This is a genomic window from Polaribacter sp. M10 (assembly GCF_054968445.1).
Genome location: NZ_JBSSBG010000019.1, coordinates 1 through 14,630, shown reverse-complemented (window position 1 = coordinate 14,630; position 14,630 = coordinate 1). Strand labels below are relative to the sequence as shown.

14 protein-coding genes are annotated in these 14,630 nt (G+C 29.8%); 5 read left to right on the top strand and 9 right to left on the bottom strand.

Annotated elements, in window-relative coordinates; translation table 11 throughout:
- Nucleotides 1-7: 7 nt before the first annotated feature.
- Together ACWYN7_RS14505 and ACWYN7_RS14500 are read left to right on the top strand one after the other, a co-directional pair.
- Nucleotides 8-1,603, top strand: coding sequence for a hypothetical protein (locus tag ACWYN7_RS14505; RefSeq protein ID WP_462860688.1), 1,596 nt, complete (start codon nucleotides 8-10; stop codon nucleotides 1,601-1,603).
- Between the two features lie 131 nt (nucleotides 1,604-1,734).
- Nucleotides 1,735-2,088, top strand: coding sequence for a hypothetical protein (locus tag ACWYN7_RS14500; RefSeq protein ID WP_462860687.1), 354 nt, complete (start codon nucleotides 1,735-1,737; stop codon nucleotides 2,086-2,088).
- 4 nt (nucleotides 2,089-2,092) lie between these two features.
- Here the strand turns inward: ACWYN7_RS14500 and ACWYN7_RS14495 are convergent, their stop codons facing one another.
- Complete coding sequence (locus ACWYN7_RS14495) at nucleotides 2,093-2,557, bottom strand: CBS domain-containing protein (RefSeq protein WP_462860686.1); 465 nt, start codon at nucleotides 2,555-2,557, stop codon at nucleotides 2,093-2,095.
- A gap of 108 nt (nucleotides 2,558-2,665) precedes the next feature.
- Between ACWYN7_RS14495 and ACWYN7_RS14490 the strand changes: the two genes are divergently transcribed.
- Nucleotides 2,666-4,963, top strand: a complete 2,298-nt coding sequence (locus ACWYN7_RS14490; RefSeq protein ID WP_462860685.1) for a M28 family peptidase — start codon at nucleotides 2,666-2,668, stop codon at nucleotides 4,961-4,963.
- A gap of 75 nt (nucleotides 4,964-5,038) precedes the next feature.
- Here the strand turns inward: ACWYN7_RS14490 and pyk are convergent, their stop codons facing one another.
- The 5 genes from pyk to ACWYN7_RS14465 all read right to left on the bottom strand — a co-directional run bounded on the left by pyk (nucleotide 5,039) and on the right by ACWYN7_RS14465 (nucleotide 9,282).
- Nucleotides 5,039-6,466 (bottom strand): pyruvate kinase, encoded by a 1,428-nt coding sequence (pyk, locus tag ACWYN7_RS14485; protein ID WP_462860684.1) that lies wholly within the window; start codon nucleotides 6,464-6,466, stop codon nucleotides 5,039-5,041.
- Between the two features lie 5 nt (nucleotides 6,467-6,471).
- Nucleotides 6,472-6,939: an IPExxxVDY family protein gene (locus tag ACWYN7_RS14480; protein WP_462860683.1), complete on the bottom strand. Its 468-nt coding sequence runs from the start codon at nucleotides 6,937-6,939 to the stop codon at nucleotides 6,472-6,474.
- 93 nt (nucleotides 6,940-7,032) lie between these two features.
- Nucleotides 7,033-7,776 carry a ribonuclease III gene (gene rnc, locus ACWYN7_RS14475; protein ID WP_462860729.1) on the bottom strand — a complete coding sequence of 248 codons (744 nt, stop codon included), beginning with the start codon at nucleotides 7,774-7,776 and terminating at the stop codon, nucleotides 7,033-7,035.
- Nucleotides 7,777-7,784: 8 nt separating this feature from the next.
- Entirely contained in the window at nucleotides 7,785-9,038 is a 1,254-nt protein-coding gene (gene fabF, locus ACWYN7_RS14470; RefSeq protein ID WP_462860682.1) for a beta-ketoacyl-ACP synthase II, read from the bottom strand.
- Nucleotides 9,039-9,045: 7 nt separating this feature from the next.
- Nucleotides 9,046-9,282, bottom strand: coding sequence for an acyl carrier protein (locus tag ACWYN7_RS14465; protein WP_004569249.1), 237 nt, complete (start codon nucleotides 9,280-9,282; stop codon nucleotides 9,046-9,048).
- Between the two features lie 172 nt (nucleotides 9,283-9,454).
- On the opposite strand from ACWYN7_RS14465, the gene purN reads away from it, so the two are divergent.
- Both purN and ACWYN7_RS14455 read left to right on the top strand, forming a co-directional pair.
- A complete protein-coding gene (purN, locus tag ACWYN7_RS14460; protein WP_462860681.1) occupies nucleotides 9,455-10,027 on the top strand; it encodes a phosphoribosylglycinamide formyltransferase in 573 nt (190 codons plus the stop codon).
- Complete coding sequence (locus ACWYN7_RS14455) at nucleotides 10,020-10,655, top strand: ribonuclease H1 domain-containing protein (protein WP_462860680.1); 636 nt, start codon at nucleotides 10,020-10,022, stop codon at nucleotides 10,653-10,655. The genes purN and ACWYN7_RS14455 overlap by 8 nt, the downstream gene beginning before the upstream one ends.
- Nucleotides 10,656-10,731: 76 nt before the next feature.
- Here ACWYN7_RS14455 and ACWYN7_RS14450 read toward each other — a convergent pair whose 3' ends face one another.
- The 3 genes from ACWYN7_RS14450 to ACWYN7_RS14440 form a co-directional block, all read right to left on the bottom strand.
- Complete coding sequence (locus ACWYN7_RS14450) at nucleotides 10,732-13,383, bottom strand: carboxypeptidase-like regulatory domain-containing protein (RefSeq protein ID WP_462860679.1); 2,652 nt, start codon at nucleotides 13,381-13,383, stop codon at nucleotides 10,732-10,734.
- A 9-nt stretch (nucleotides 13,384-13,392) separates the two neighbouring features.
- Nucleotides 13,393-14,121: a GLPGLI family protein gene (locus ACWYN7_RS14445; RefSeq protein ID WP_462860678.1), complete on the bottom strand. Its 729-nt coding sequence runs from the start codon at nucleotides 14,119-14,121 to the stop codon at nucleotides 13,393-13,395.
- Nucleotides 14,122-14,185: 64 nt separating this feature from the next.
- Nucleotides 14,186-14,449, bottom strand: a complete 264-nt coding sequence (locus tag ACWYN7_RS14440; protein ID WP_462860677.1) for a hypothetical protein — start codon at nucleotides 14,447-14,449, stop codon at nucleotides 14,186-14,188.
- Nucleotides 14,450-14,630 lie beyond the last annotated feature (181 nt).

Genomic DNA, 14,630 nt, shown 5'->3' with positions numbered 1-14,630 from the left:
AACAATCATGAAAAATATAAAATTTTTACAATTTATTTTCATTATAACATTGCTGCTATTTAGTTGTAATGATGATGATTCTGTCGTTTTGATTGAATCTAATCATAGAGCTATTGTTACGTCAGAAATGGATTTTGAAAATACGATAAATATAGGTGCACATATAGATTTTGCAGATCTATCTAGAGGAATAGAATCGCGCCTTTGGACATTTCCAGAAAATGTAACAGAACTTGCAGGAGAAGAAGGTAACACATCAACAAAAGATGTGGTAAAAGGTACATTTAATCAAGCTGGTGTTTACGATGTTGTATTAAGTCAGGTATATAAAGGAAATGTGTATCCAAATGAAGATAGCACAGAACCTATACAAAGTAGAGAATTAGACACTACAATTGTAGTAACTGTTCTAGAAAATATAGCTGCTAACATTCAAATAAATTATTTAAATGATGATGGTAGTCTTGGTGCAGAATTAAACTTATCTGATAATGCAGAAAATGAAGTTACAGCAAGTAAATATGTTCGATTAACTCAAAGCAGTACAGGTAGCCCTACAAATTTTACTTGGAACTTAAAAGGTGCAAAACCAGAACAAGTTCTTAATGATTTAAACACCCCAGAAGTAGATGTTAGGTATACAAAACTTGGCACTTGGGATTTAGAGTTTATTGCCTCAAGAACAAGACCTACAGATGCAGATACCATTTACATTAAAAACTTTATTAAAGTAATTCCGTCTACAGATCCTGTAACTTTAGAGCGTGTTTTTGAACAAGAATCACAAACAAAAATAGGCTTAGAATTTAGTAGAGAAATGGATCCTGCTACAATAAACAAAAGTGCTTTTTCTGTTACTATAGAAACCGCAAATGGAGTAACATTAAACCCAGAATTATCTAGCGTAACTACACATCCAACAGAAGGGAACATTCTTATTATAGAATTGGCCAATGAAATTATGTATAATGATGATGTTGTAAAAATTTCTTACACTCCTGGTGGCTTAACTACCTTAGATGCTGTAGCTGCAACAACTATAACAGATGCTGTTTTAACAGATTTTATAAAAGTAAATCTATTAGAAGACCCTAATTTTTCTGATGTAGATTATGATTTCGAAACCACTACAGAAGACAATTGGCCTTACCTTTGGTGGGGTGGCCAATGGGCTGAATACGATATGAATTTATCTTACGACAAATCTTATAAAGGCAGCAAAAGTATGTATATTGAGCTTAAACCTAATGGAGGTATGATTATTGGTAATGTAGATGCAAATGGAGACAACATTACTTTTCCTGTAGAAAAAGGCTTTAAATACGAAATGGGAGCTTGGTTTTATGTAGAAGATTTAGGCAATATTACTGCAGAAGCGAATATTAGAATGTTTTGGAGACCTAGCACAAATTGGGGAATAGGTGATAATGTGTCTTTTACTGCGACAACAAAAGTTGGTGAGTGGTTTTACAGTTCTGCTGTTGTAGAGTTTTCTGCTGATAGTAACGAAAGTTATATGATAAGAGGTGTAAACAACAATACAACTGCTTTAAAATTTTATATGGATAATTTAACCCTGTATAAATTAACTAGTAGACCTTAAGGTTTTTTTGAATTGGTTTGTAAAAGAGATTGCTCTAAAAGGCAATCTCTTTTTTTTTATAGATCTATTTTAGAATCTTCAACAATTTGTAAACGTTTGTAATCGAGTAACTTTATTGTACATTTACAATTATGGAAAACAAACTGTGTTTAGAGTGCCAAACGCCTGTAAAAGGAAGAATAGACAAGAAATTTTGTTCTGATTATTGCAGAAATTCTTACAATAACAAAGTAAATAAAGACAGCAAAAACCTGATTAGAAACATTAATAATAGACTTCGTAAAAATTACAAAATCTTATCAGAATTAAACGTTTCTGGAAAAACAAAAGTAACCAGAACCAAACTTTACGATAAAGGTTTCGATTTTAATTTCTTTACATCTATTTATAAAACAAAAACAGGTAACACCTATTTTTATGTGTATGATGAAGGTTATTTAGCTCTAGAAAACGAATGGTTTTTATTAATTAAAAAAGACGCTTAAACTATTACCAAGTATTTCCTTTTACATTAATAGCCGCTTTTAAAACATCTTTTTGACTTAATTGCCCAATTAATTTACCATTATCAATAACAGGAAATCTTCTTCTGTGTGATGATATAAATTTAAAAGCCGCATCAAAAATGTTCATGTCTTTGTCTATAGTATCTACATCTGTAACCATATATTTACCAACAGTATTATTAGTATCAGAAGGCATATTATAGTACTTACTTTCAGAAATATGTTTAATACAATCTGTTTCAGAAATAATACCTACCAACTCATTTTTATCATTTACCACTGGCCCACCAGATATTTTATATTTAATTAATTGACTAATTACAAAGTCTAAAGAATCTTCTGCTTTAAAAGTTATCAATTTTTTTGTCATGTAATCAGACACTAAAATCTGAGATTCTTCAGTTACTTTACTTGTATCTCTTTTTCCTTGAAAGCTTTTAATTCCCATAATAAGTTTGTTTAAAGTTGTTTTTAAATTTACAGAATTTTCTTTTCTATTTTACAATTTGTTCAAAGTTTTTTTTATTTACTACATTTATAAAAATATAATAATTAAATGAAAAGATTATCCTCAGTCTTATCTGTGCTTATAATTTTAGGTGTTATTTATTGGAGTTTTTATGATTTAAAACCTACTATAAACAAAGAAGAAATCAGTTTGGTAACAGATTTTTCTATAGATAATGCGCTACATCATTTAAAAAATATTAGTAAAAACGCTCATTATGTAGGTACAACAGAACATAAAAACGTACAAAACTACATTGTTACAGCTCTAAATAAAATAGGGTTAGAAACCGAAATTCAGACCCAAACTGCCGTAAATAAAAAATGGGTAGCAGCTACAACTACAGAAAACATTTTAGCTAGAATTAAAGGTACAGAAAAAGGAAAGGCTTTACTGCTTTTAACGCATTACGATGCTAGCCCACACTCTTCTTTGGGTGCAAGCGATGCTGGTTCTGGAGTGGTTACAATTTTAGAAGGCATTAGAGCTTTTTTAGCCAAAAACAAAACCTTTAAAAACGATATTATCATTTTAATTTCTGATGCTGAAGAACTAGGTTTATTAGGTGCACAAGCTTTTGTTGATGCGCATAAATGGACAAAAGATGTGGGTTTGGTTTTAAACTTTGAAGCAAGAGGAAGTGGAGGTCCAAGTTATATGTTAATGGAAACCAATGGAAAAAACAGTAAACTATTAACTGAATTTTTAGCTGCCAAACCTAATTTTCCTGCTGCCAATTCTTTAATGTATAGCATTTATAAAAAACTCCCTAATGATACTGATTTAACAGTTTTTAGAGAAGATGCCAATATAAATGGATTCAATTTTGCTTTTATTGATGATCATTTCGATTATCATACAGCACAAGATTCTTACAAAAGATTAGACAGAGACACCCTCTTGCATCAAGCAGATTATTTAATGCAATCGCTTAATTATTTTGCAAATTCTGATTTAGAAAACTTAAATTCTGATGAAGATTTGGTTTATGTTAATTTTCCGTTTATAAAAATGTTAACCTATCCTTTTGCGTGGGTTACACCAATGTTAATCATTGCTGTTGTAATTTTTATTCTACTTCTTATCTTCGGTTTTTCATCAAAAAAAATAACGGTTAAAGGTAGTTTAATTGGGTTTATTCCGTTTTTATTGAGTATAGTTTTATGTGGTGGAATTTCTTTCTATGGATGGCAACTTCTTGAAATTATTCATCCTCAATACAAAGATATTTTACACGGATTTACCTATAATGGGTATACTTATATTTACGCTTTTGTATTTCTAAATCTATCTATTTTATTAACAGTTTACAGATTTTTTAGAAAACAAGACAAACCAAGAAACTTATTGATAGCTCCTATTTTTTTCTGGTTAATACTAAATGCTTTTATCAGTTTTTATTTAAAAGGTGCTGGTTTCTTTATTCTTCCGGTTTTTATTGCTTTATTAATTTTAGCTATTTCTATTTTTATGTATTTAGACAAACGTTCTAAACGCATACTTTTTACCATTTTATCTATACCAACAATTTATATTTTTGCACCTTTAATTCAGATGTTTCCTGTTGGTTTGGGCTTAAAAAACCTGTTTATTAGTAGTGTTTTAATGGCCTTAATTTTTGGTTTATTGGCGCTTACTTTTTATAATAAGAAAGCAAAATGGATGTTAAGATTTAGTACAATTCTTACTTTTATTTTCTTCGGATTAGCTTCTTACAATAGTAATTTTTCTATTGATAATAAAAAACCAAACAGCATTGTTTACATTCAGAATTCTGATAACAAAACCGCATATTTTGGAACCTATAACAATACCTTAGATAACTTTACAAAACAAATTTTTGATGAAACTGCTACAAAAGGCAGCATTAAAAATGCCGAAACTAAAAGCAAATACAACACGCGTTTTACATATCATAAAAAAACAGCATTTAGAAACATTTTACCTTCTGATATCCAAATTGAAATGGATACAATTATTGGTGAAAATCGTTTTTTAGAGCTAGTTATATCACCAGAAAGAAAAATTAATAAATTAGAATTCATCACTAAAAATAAAATAACATTAAAGCAATTTAAAGTAAATGACGCTTTGGTTCATCAAGGTAAAAACTATACTGTAAAAAACGGCACTTTTTTAATTTATCATTTTTCTAATGCTGATAAAGGGGTTGCTCTTTCTTTTACAATTGATAAAAATACTGCCTTAGATGTTGTTTTAAATGAAGTTTCTTATGATTTATTAACCAATCCTAATTTTAGCATTAATCCAAGATCTGAAGAAATGATGCCTATGCCTTTTGTTACCAATGATGCTATCATCATTAGTAAAAAATTAAAGTTATAATAGATTAAATTATCAAAAAAAAAGCGTTTTGAAAAATTCAAAACGCTTTTTTTATACTTGTAAAACAGTAACTTATTACTCAATTTCCGAAACTCTAAGTGTATTTACCATACCTTTTGCTTCTGCTGGCATAGAAGCCAAATTGATAATTAAATCGCCAGATTTTACGTAACCTTTTTCTTTTGCTATTCTGTTAATATCTTCAACTGTATCATCAGTTGTTAAGTTTTTATCGTAAAAATACGCCTTAACACCCCAAAGTAAGTTTAATTTACCAAGTATTCTCTTTTCAGTAGAAAAGGCTAAAACGTGTGTTCTTGGTCTCCAAGAAGATATTTGAAATGCTGTATAACCACTGTTTGTTAAAGTAGAAATAGCAGCTGCATCTGTATCATTAGCCATCATTGCTGCATGATGACAGATAGATTTTGTAATAAATCTATTAGTTCTAATATGTGGTGCTTCTTGCGGCACTTTTATCATTCTAGAGTTTTCTGTTGCTCTAATAATTTCAGACATTTTCTGAATTACTCTTAAAGGATGTTTCCCTACAGAAGTTTCACCAGAAAGCATAACTGCATCTGCACCATCCATAATAGAATTGGCAACGTCATTTACTTCTGCTCTTGTTGGCACAGAATTATCGATCATAGTTTCCATCATCTGTGTTGCAATAATTACAGGAATTCTTGCTCTTTTTGCTCTACGAACTAATTTCTTTTGAATTAACGGAACATCTTGCATTGGTATTTCTACACCTAAATCTCCACGAGCTACCATTAATCCATCACAATAAGGAATTAAAGCATCTAAATTTTTAACAGCTTCTGGTTTTTCTATTTTAGCAATAACAGGAATTCTATATTCTGAGTGTTGCGAAATTAAATCGCGTAACATTCTTAAATCTTCTGGGTTTCTTACAAAAGATAAAGCAATCCAATCTACTTCTAAGCCTATTGCAAAGACAGCATCTTCCATATCTTTTTCTGTTAATGCTGGTAAAGAAATGTTTGTGTTAGGTAAGTTTACACCTTTTTTAGATTTTAAAGGGCCACCAACTAATACTTTAACAACTACTTCATTTTCTTTATTGGTAGAAATTACTTCGAACAATAATTTACCATCATCTACTAAAATTTGTTCTCCTGCTTTTACATCTTTAGGAAAACGTTGATAAGTCATAAAGGCCTTTTCTTTAGTACCAATACACTCATCAGTTGTAAAAGTAAAAGTGTCTCCAGTATTTAATTCTACACCATCTTCCATAACACCAACTCTTAATTTTGGGCCTTGTAAATCTCCAAGAATGGCAACGTTAAATCCGTTTTCTTCGTTAATTTCTCTAATTCTAGTTACATTTTGTTTTACAACCTCATAATCAGCATGAGAAAAGTTAATTCTAAAAACATTAACACCAGCTATAGCTAATTCTTTCATTTTTTCTTTAGTATCTATTGCTGGTCCTAAAGTTGCTACTATTTTGGTTTTATTATTGTATGCCATATTTTCTAAAATATTAAAAAGTCTTTTGATTTTAATTTGTTCTTATCTATTGTATAAGAAGTAATTACTTGATCTATTGTTTTAATTTTGTTTGTAATCTCTTCTACAAAATTATATTGTAAACTACCAGAAACCTTAATAAAAAAATCTACTTTTTTCTTTTCTGGAATTAAATAGGTTTTTGTTTCTGATGTTAATAAAAGTTCGTTAGATTCTTTTTGATTTTCTCTTTTTGAGCTATTTGCTATTAAAAACCACTCAAAATCATATTTATTATTTAAATAATTAAATATTGAAAAGGAGGTTTTTTTTTCGTTGATTTCGAAATTTAAATCTTCTTTAGATTTATAAAAACGTGTACCCAATTTATGGTTTAATAAATAGGCCAATTTAAAATCTTCTAGAGCCGTGTGTATACCTATTAAAGCATACTCTTCTTCGCATAAATCTGAACCTAATAAATGAATTTGCATAAATAGAAACTGACGTTTTTACCCTCTTTTACAACGCTAATTTACTAATTGTTTATGAGTTTCAATATTATTTTAACGAAAACGTTATCGTGTTTACCCTGCTGAAATTTGATTTTGAAAAGCGTAATACACTCTTTTTGAAGCTTGTTCTTCTGCCTTTTTTTTAGATGTTGCTCTACCTTTTGCTATTTGTTGCCCATCTATACTAACCCTAACACTAAAATGTTTTACAGAATCGTTACCTGTATCTTCATAAGTATCGAACTTATACTTTTTCTTTTGCTTTTGGCACCACTCTATAATTAAGCCTTTGTAGCTTGTAATTTTACCTTCTAACCTTTCGATATCTACATATGGCAAAATTACATTTTCAAAAATAAATCTTTGCGCAAAATTATATCCTTTGTCTAAATAAATTGCGCCCACTAAAGCTTCAAAAATATTACCATGAATATTTTCTCCAACATTGGCTTCATCTACATTACTGTTTATAAAACGAATTAAATTTAAGTCTTTGCCTAGCTCGTTTAAATGTTCTCTACTAACAATTTTAGAGCGCATTTGGGTAAGGTAACCTTCAGACCCTGTTGGTACTTTTTTATAAAGATATGCAGCTATTACAGAGCCTAAAATAGAATCTCCTAAAAACTCTAAACGTTCGTAATTTATAGGGTTTCCTTTTGAGTCTGATAATTGAACAGATCTATGTGTAAATGCTTTTTTATATTTATTTAAACTTCTTGGTGTAAAGTTTAGCAATTCTTTTAATTCGTAGTATAAGGCCCTATCATCTTTAGACTTAGGAGGTCTTCTAACTATTTTTCGAATTAAATTTATTTTCATTGTTATTCCACCAACTTCTTAAAGGCTACACAAGCATTATGACCACCAAAACCAAAGGTATTACTCATAGCTATTTTAATATCTCTTTTTTGAGCTTTATTTAGCGTAAGATTTAGTTCTGGGTTAATATTTTCATCAACATTTACATGGTTAATTGTAGGTGGAATCATACCATTTTCCATTGCTAAAATAGAGGCAATAGATTCTACAGCACCTGCAGCACCTAATAAGTGCCCAGTCATAGATTTTGTTGAATTTATATTAATGTTTTTAGCATGCGATCCAAACACCTCTGATATTGCTTTTAATTCTGCAACATCACCTAAAGGAGTAGAAGTACCATGAGTATTGATATGGTCTACCTCTTCTGGTTTTATACCTGCATTTTCTAAACAGTTTTTCATTACTGCAATCACTCCAATTCCTTCTGGATGTGGAGCTGTCATATGATACGCATCAGAAGACATACCACCACCAATTACTTCTGCGTAGATTTTAGCACCTCTTGCTTTTGCATGTTCGTATTCTTCTAGAACAATAGCACCTGCACCTTCACCTAAAACAAAACCATCACGTTCTGCATCAAAAGGTCTAGAAGCGGTTTTAAAATCGTCGTTTCTTTCAGATAATGCTTTCATGGCATTAAAACCACCAACACCTGCTTGTGTTACAGCAGCTTCAGAACCACCTGTTACAATAACATCACAATGTCCTAATCTAATGTAGTTTAAAGCATCTATCATTGCGTTTGCAGAAGATGCACATGCAGACACTGTAGTATAATTTGGCCCCATAAATCCATTTTTAATAGAAATGTGTCCTGGAGCAATGTCTGCAATCATTTTTGGGATAAAGAACGGGTTAAATCTTGGAGTACCATCTCCGTTTCCAAAATTTATGGCTTCGTTTTGAAAAGTTTCTAAACCACCTATTCCTGCTCCCCAAATTACGCCTACACGTAATTTATTAATTTTGTCTAAATCTAAGTCAGCATCTAAAATAGCTTCGTCTGAAGCTACTACAGCATACTGCGTAAATTTATCCATTCTTCGAGCTTCTTTTCTATCAATAAAATCATTGACTTTAAAACCCTTTAACTCACATGCAAAACGAGTCTTGAACTTGGCAGCATCAAAGTGTGTGATAGGTGCTGCTCCACTAACTCCGTTAATTAAAGCGTTCCAATATTCTTCAATATTATTACCAATTGGCGTTAATGCGCCAAGTCCAGTTACTACAACTCGTTTTAATTGCATATAAATATTACTTTTTTGCTTCTTCTATATAGCTAACTGCTTGACCTACAGTACCAATGTTTTCTGCTTGATCATCTGGAATTTGAATATCGAATTCTTTTTCGAATTCCATAATTAACTCAACAGTATCTAAAGAATCTGCTCCTAAATCATTTGTGAAGCTAGCTTCTGTTGTTACTTCGTTATCGTCTACTCCTAATTTGTCTACGATAATAGCTTTTACTCTTGATGCAATGTCTGACATAATTTTTTTGTTTTTTAAAATTTAAATCGGCGCAAAAATACGAATCTTTATAATTATAACTAATTTTTGCTCGAAAAATGATTACTAAATGTAAAGAAAAAAAATTAATCTCCCTTAAAAATAATCAATTTGTTAATATTTATTCTTTTTTTTGTAGCTTAGAAATGTAGTTATGAAGCGTATTGTTGTTTTTGCTTCTGGTTCTGGAACGAACGCAGAAAACATTATAAAGTTTTTTAATCATACTAAAACCGCTAAGGTTACTCAAGTGTTATGTAACAATGAGCATGCCAAGGTTTTTGATAGATGCAAAAGACTAAATACTAAGTCTTTACACTTTAATAGAACGCAGTTTTTTACTTCGGATTTTATTCTAAATCTTTTAAAAGAAGAAGCAGATTTTATTGTTTTGGCTGGTTTTTTATGGAAAATTCCAGAGAAAATAATTGATGCTTTTCCTAATAAAATTATTAATATTCATCCTGCTTTATTGCCAAATTATGGTGGTAAAGGGATGTATGGCATGAATGTTCACAAAGCTGTTGCTGCGAACAAAGAAACAGAAACAGGTATTACAATTCATTATGTAAATGCCAATTATGATGAAGGTGCCATCATTTTTCAGGCAAAAACAGCGTTAAATGATACAGATACTCCAGAAAAAATTGCAGAAAAGATTCACCTTTTAGAACAACAGTATTTTCCAAAAGTTATAGAAGAAGTAATTGTATCTACAAATGCCTAAAAAAAAGTTTTATGTAGTTTGGAAAGGAAGAAAAACAGGTGTTTTTACTTCTTGGAAAGTTTGCAAAGCACAAATTGATGGTTTTGAGGGTGCCCAATACAAATCTTTTGCCAATTTAGACGAAGCCGAAAAAGCATCCGAAGGAAAATATGAAGATTATAAAGGTAAAAACACTAAAAAACCCACATTATCATCCGTAGAAAAAGAAAAGTTTGGCAAACCTATTTTAGAGAGTATTTCTGTTGATGCTGCTTGTGCTGGAAATCCTGGTAAAATGGAATACAGAGGTGTTTTTACACACAGTAAAAAAGAAATTTTTAGAAAAGGTCCTTACCAAAAAGGGACAAATAATATTGGCGAGTTTTTAGCTTTAGTGCACGGAATTGCGTTATTAAAGAGTAAAAACAAAGAAAACATTCCTATTTATTCTGATTCTAGAATTGCCATGAGTTGGATTCGTCAAAAAAAATGCAAAACCAACCTTCATTTTGATGCTGCTAACAAAGACTTATTAGAGCTGATTAAAAGAGCCGAAAACTGGCTTAAAAACAATTCTTTTAAAAACCCAATTTTAAAATGGGAAACCAAAGCTTGGGGAGAAATTCCTGCAGATTTTGGTAGGAAGTAAAATCCCATCCCAATCTTCCCAAAGGGAAGGAGTTCGTAGATTTGTGTAAACTTAGATTTTTTTCTAAAAACTGAACCTACAAATTATACCCAATACTAAACATAATTATTCTCGGTAATATAAAGGTTTTAGTATCTGAAATTAAAAAATCTGAAAAACTATTGCTTTGTTTAAATTTTGCATTCAACAGATTTTGTGCGGATATTTTATAACTCCAAGCAGAATTTTCCTTTTTATAAGATAAGGTTGCATTGGCAATTTCGTAGGTATTTTTCTGATTCAACGTTTTATTTTCATAATTGCTTTTGGTATAATCGAAATTAAAAATAAAGTTTTCTAGAAAATTATAATCAATATTTATAAAAGGAGCTGTAGTTACAAACTTTGTGGTAGTTGCACTCGATGTAAAATTGCCCATATCTTGTTTAAAACCAATTTCTATAGTTGGGAATTTATCAAACAAAGTTTCAATTGCAATTTCGTAATCGTAATTTTTATTGGTATTGGTTTGTAGGGTATTGTTCAGTTCTTGTACGTATTGTGAGTTGCTAAAACCAACATCAAATTTATACTTTAGGTTTTTTATGGTTTTTTCTAAGTGAATATTTCCTCGCCAATCTTCTGATGGATTGTCGAACATTTTTACCGTTAAAAATTGATTGATGTCATTAAAATCAACCGTGTTTCTTACACCACGAATTTGTTTGTTGTAATTTACACTTGCAAATAACATTAAACCTCTGTACAAACTAAATCTGCTATAATAAATTCTTGCACTATGAAATAAGTTATTTTGCAAGTTTTCATTTCCTTTAAAAACGGAATTGTACGATTGCAAATAAAATCGATTGGCGAATTTACTGGCATCAGAAAAAGAAGTTTTTAAGTTGTAATTTATGGTGATTTTCTTGGATTTATTAAACTCAATTTTGGCTAAAAAATCAGGTAAAACCACCCATTTACTAACTTCAGTATCTATATTTTGATTGATGTTCCAATCGTATTTATGGGCAAAGATTCCTTGTTTTAGGGTAAAAATCCCTGTTCTGAATTTGTAATGCATTCCTACAAAAAAATCATTCAAACTAAAATTTACATCGTTTCCAAATCCGCCATTGGCGAAATTATTTACAGTATTATTATCTAAAACTTGAACGTCTTCTGTAATAAAATCTTCTTGCAAAAATTTGTTTCCTAAAGTTGTATAAATGTGATTGCTGTTGTTAATTTCCCAAAAGTGTTTAAAAACGCCATCAAAATTATGTTCTTGGGTATTTTTTAATTGATTAATTCGCAATAAGATTTGGTTATTATCAGCAGGAATTAATCCTTGTAAAATAGGATCTTGGGTTTCCCAAAAAACGGTTTTATTACTTTTATCAAAAGTATAATTGATGACTGATGAAAACGTGTGCTTATCATTTTGCCTTTTGTGCCATTCTATATTTTGGTTGATGTAAGTAGCTGTTAAATCTCTATCTGTTACAATGCTATTTGTATTTGCGTTTATACTACTCGTTAAATTTTGATTGTTGGTATTGTTGGTTCTTTTTACTTGCATTCTTGCATAGAATTTCGATTTGGAATTGGGTGTGTATTCTAAATTTAAATTCCCAATTCCTAATAAATTATCAAAATTTGTTTTTCGAGTTCTATCTTCTACAAAAGTGGTATACTCATTCAGGTTTTCTACTAAACTCGATGTTTCTGAATTCGAAAAAATAGCATACCCAGAAACATCCAATTTTTGAGTTGCTGTTTTTGTAATGTTTAACGCTCCAAATTTTTGTTGACTTTTTAGCACATCATTACTTTGCATAAATTGTGAAAAATCTCCTCCTTTCCAACTAAAATTACCGCTAAAAATAGCATTTACTCCTCCTGAAAAACTCATATAATCTCTGAACGTGAATGTTTTTTCGCCAATATTATTGATATTCCCTATAAAGTTAACATTGGTTTTGGGTGAATAATAAAACAAATTGGCACTTGTTTTATAAAAATCCTCATTTCCCTTGCCAGCTTCTAGATCACCAAAAACAAAGCGTTTTTTATCTTCTTTTAAATTGATGTTCATTGCCATTTCATCAGAATCTGTTAATCCTTTTAAAAAAGAAACTTCGTTATAATTGTCAATAACCTCTACATTGCCTACAGCATCTGCTGGAATATTTTCTACTGCCAATTTAGAATTACCACCAAAAAACTTTTTACCATCTACCAGCATTTTGGTTACTTTTTTTCCTTGTACTGTAACTCCGCCATTTTTATCTACCTCAACTCCTGGCAGTTTTTTTAAGACATTTTTTAGTTTACGTTCTGAACCATCAATAAATTTAGAGGTTTTATAAGTTGTGGTGTCTCCTCTAACAGTTACAGGCATTTCAATTATTACCTCATCTAATTGCTCTGAAGATTGTTGTAAAGTAAAATCTTTTTTAGTGTCTTTTAACGCAACAAACTCGTAATCTAAAGGTTTATACCCTAAATAAGAAATACTAATAGTAATCGTATCTCCTTTTTGTAAAATTAGCTTGTAATACCCTTCGTTATCTGTAATAGCAAATTGCAAATTTTTAGAAACATCTTTGGGTTTTGCTATTACATTTGTGTAAGGTAAAGGGTTTTGTAAACTGTCTGTTATTGTTCCATAAAGTATTGTTTTTTGGGCGGAAATTAAAGTAGATACAATAAAGAACGTTAATGATAGAAAAATACTTAATCTCATGTAGGATTATTATTTTTTATAGAATTCAGAAAATGATTTTCTCTTTAAAATATCAAATTCTTTTCTAGAAAGTTTTTTTACTTTTTTTGGTTCTTTAATGATAATTTTTTCAATTGGGTTTAACTCTATTTTAATAGCTGTTATAGTTAATGTGTTTTTATTTATTTCTAGAATCATACCTGGTAAACCGTATAAATCCATAATACCATATTTATAAGGGATTCTAGGAGAATACCAAGCTTCTACAGTTATTTTTTTTGTCTTTTTATTTCTTAATATCGCTTTATAACATAAAAAACCTCCTATTGTTTTAGTATCTTGCTTTAATTCCCATTCAGGTATTAAATTTTCTATCAAAAAGCACTCGCCTAATAAATAACAATCTAAAGTATTGCTTTTATAGCTCATGATAGAATTATAAGTGTAGTATTTTTTTGAACTTCCAGACATAAGATATGTAAAATTAAATTCCTCTTTATTTCTTAAGTCCATAGTTTTTACAGCATGATATTCCGAAATTATATTATTAAACTTTAATATTACTTCTACATCTTTTGCGTTTTTATAATTCTCGTTAATATGTTTTCTTATCTGTTTTTTATCCGTTTTATTTTGCACATAATTTAACGCATTTTTGGCTGTAGCAATATAAGTAATTCTTCCTTGTACATTTTGTGAATGATATACAGATACATTCAAAAACAGAAAAATTAACAGATTGATTATTTTTTTATTCATCTTACAAATAATTTTATACCCTCAAAATTATTTTGAACATTGAGGGTATTATTTTTAAATATTATTAACACCCTCTCAAACAACCAGTGTAATATCTCATGTAAATTTCCATATACATATCATCATCGTTAGGGTGGTCACCGATATCTTCTGCTATTACAAAAGTTATATCTCTAGCCCATCTTACACAGTCACTAGCACAACCAAATTCTTCAATGATTTCTGTAGATTCTGTATTAAGGGTTAATAACTTATCATTTGAAGATTTTGCATTCAACATAATCCCTGTTGCAAATACAAAAATTATTGCTAAAATTATTTTTTTCATTTTTATAAAATTTTGTGATCCAAACTAATTTTTGGATTTATTTATTAATAATTTTTAGAACTTTAAATGACTCAACAAGTTTAAAATTCTCTAAAAACTTGTAGAAAAAATGGTACTTTTGTAACACTTCTTCTGCTTGTTCTTGTTTATTTACATAGGCAATGGTTTTAAAAGATACATT

What these genes read in the sequence shown, in the direction of transcription:
- ACWYN7_RS14465 (WP_004569249.1), bottom strand. Translation starts at nt 9,282, where the DNA reads ATGTCAGACATTGCATCAAGAGTAAAAGCTATTATCGTAGACAAATTA.
- ACWYN7_RS14500 (WP_462860687.1), top strand. Translation starts at nt 1,735, where the DNA reads ATGGAAAACAAACTGTGTTTAGAGTGCCAAACGCCTGTAAAAGGAAGA.
- ACWYN7_RS14480 (WP_462860683.1), bottom strand. Translation starts at nt 6,939, where the DNA reads ATGCAAATTCATTTATTAGGTTCAGATTTATGCGAAGAAGAGTATGCT.
- ACWYN7_RS14440 (WP_462860677.1), bottom strand. Translation starts at nt 14,449, where the DNA reads ATGAAAAAAATAATTTTAGCAATAATTTTTGTATTTGCAACAGGGATT.
- ACWYN7_RS14450 (WP_462860679.1), bottom strand. Translation starts at nt 13,383, where the DNA reads ATGAGATTAAGTATTTTTCTATCATTAACGTTCTTTATTGTATCTACT.
- ACWYN7_RS14455 (WP_462860680.1), top strand. Translation starts at nt 10,020, where the DNA reads ATGCCTAAAAAAAAGTTTTATGTAGTTTGGAAAGGAAGAAAAACAGGT.
- ACWYN7_RS14495 (WP_462860686.1), bottom strand. Translation starts at nt 2,557, where the DNA reads ATGGGAATTAAAAGCTTTCAAGGAAAAAGAGATACAAGTAAAGTAACT.
- ACWYN7_RS14490 (WP_462860685.1), top strand. Translation starts at nt 2,666, where the DNA reads ATGAAAAGATTATCCTCAGTCTTATCTGTGCTTATAATTTTAGGTGTT.
- ACWYN7_RS14445 (WP_462860678.1), bottom strand. Translation starts at nt 14,121, where the DNA reads ATGAATAAAAAAATAATCAATCTGTTAATTTTTCTGTTTTTGAATGTA.
- fabF (WP_462860682.1), bottom strand. Translation starts at nt 9,038, where the DNA reads ATGCAATTAAAACGAGTTGTAGTAACTGGACTTGGCGCATTAACGCCA.
- ACWYN7_RS14505 (WP_462860688.1), top strand. Translation starts at nt 8, where the DNA reads ATGAAAAATATAAAATTTTTACAATTTATTTTCATTATAACATTGCTG.
- purN (WP_462860681.1), top strand. Translation starts at nt 9,455, where the DNA reads ATGAAGCGTATTGTTGTTTTTGCTTCTGGTTCTGGAACGAACGCAGAA.
- pyk (WP_462860684.1), bottom strand. Translation starts at nt 6,466, where the DNA reads ATGGCATACAATAATAAAACCAAAATAGTAGCAACTTTAGGACCAGCA.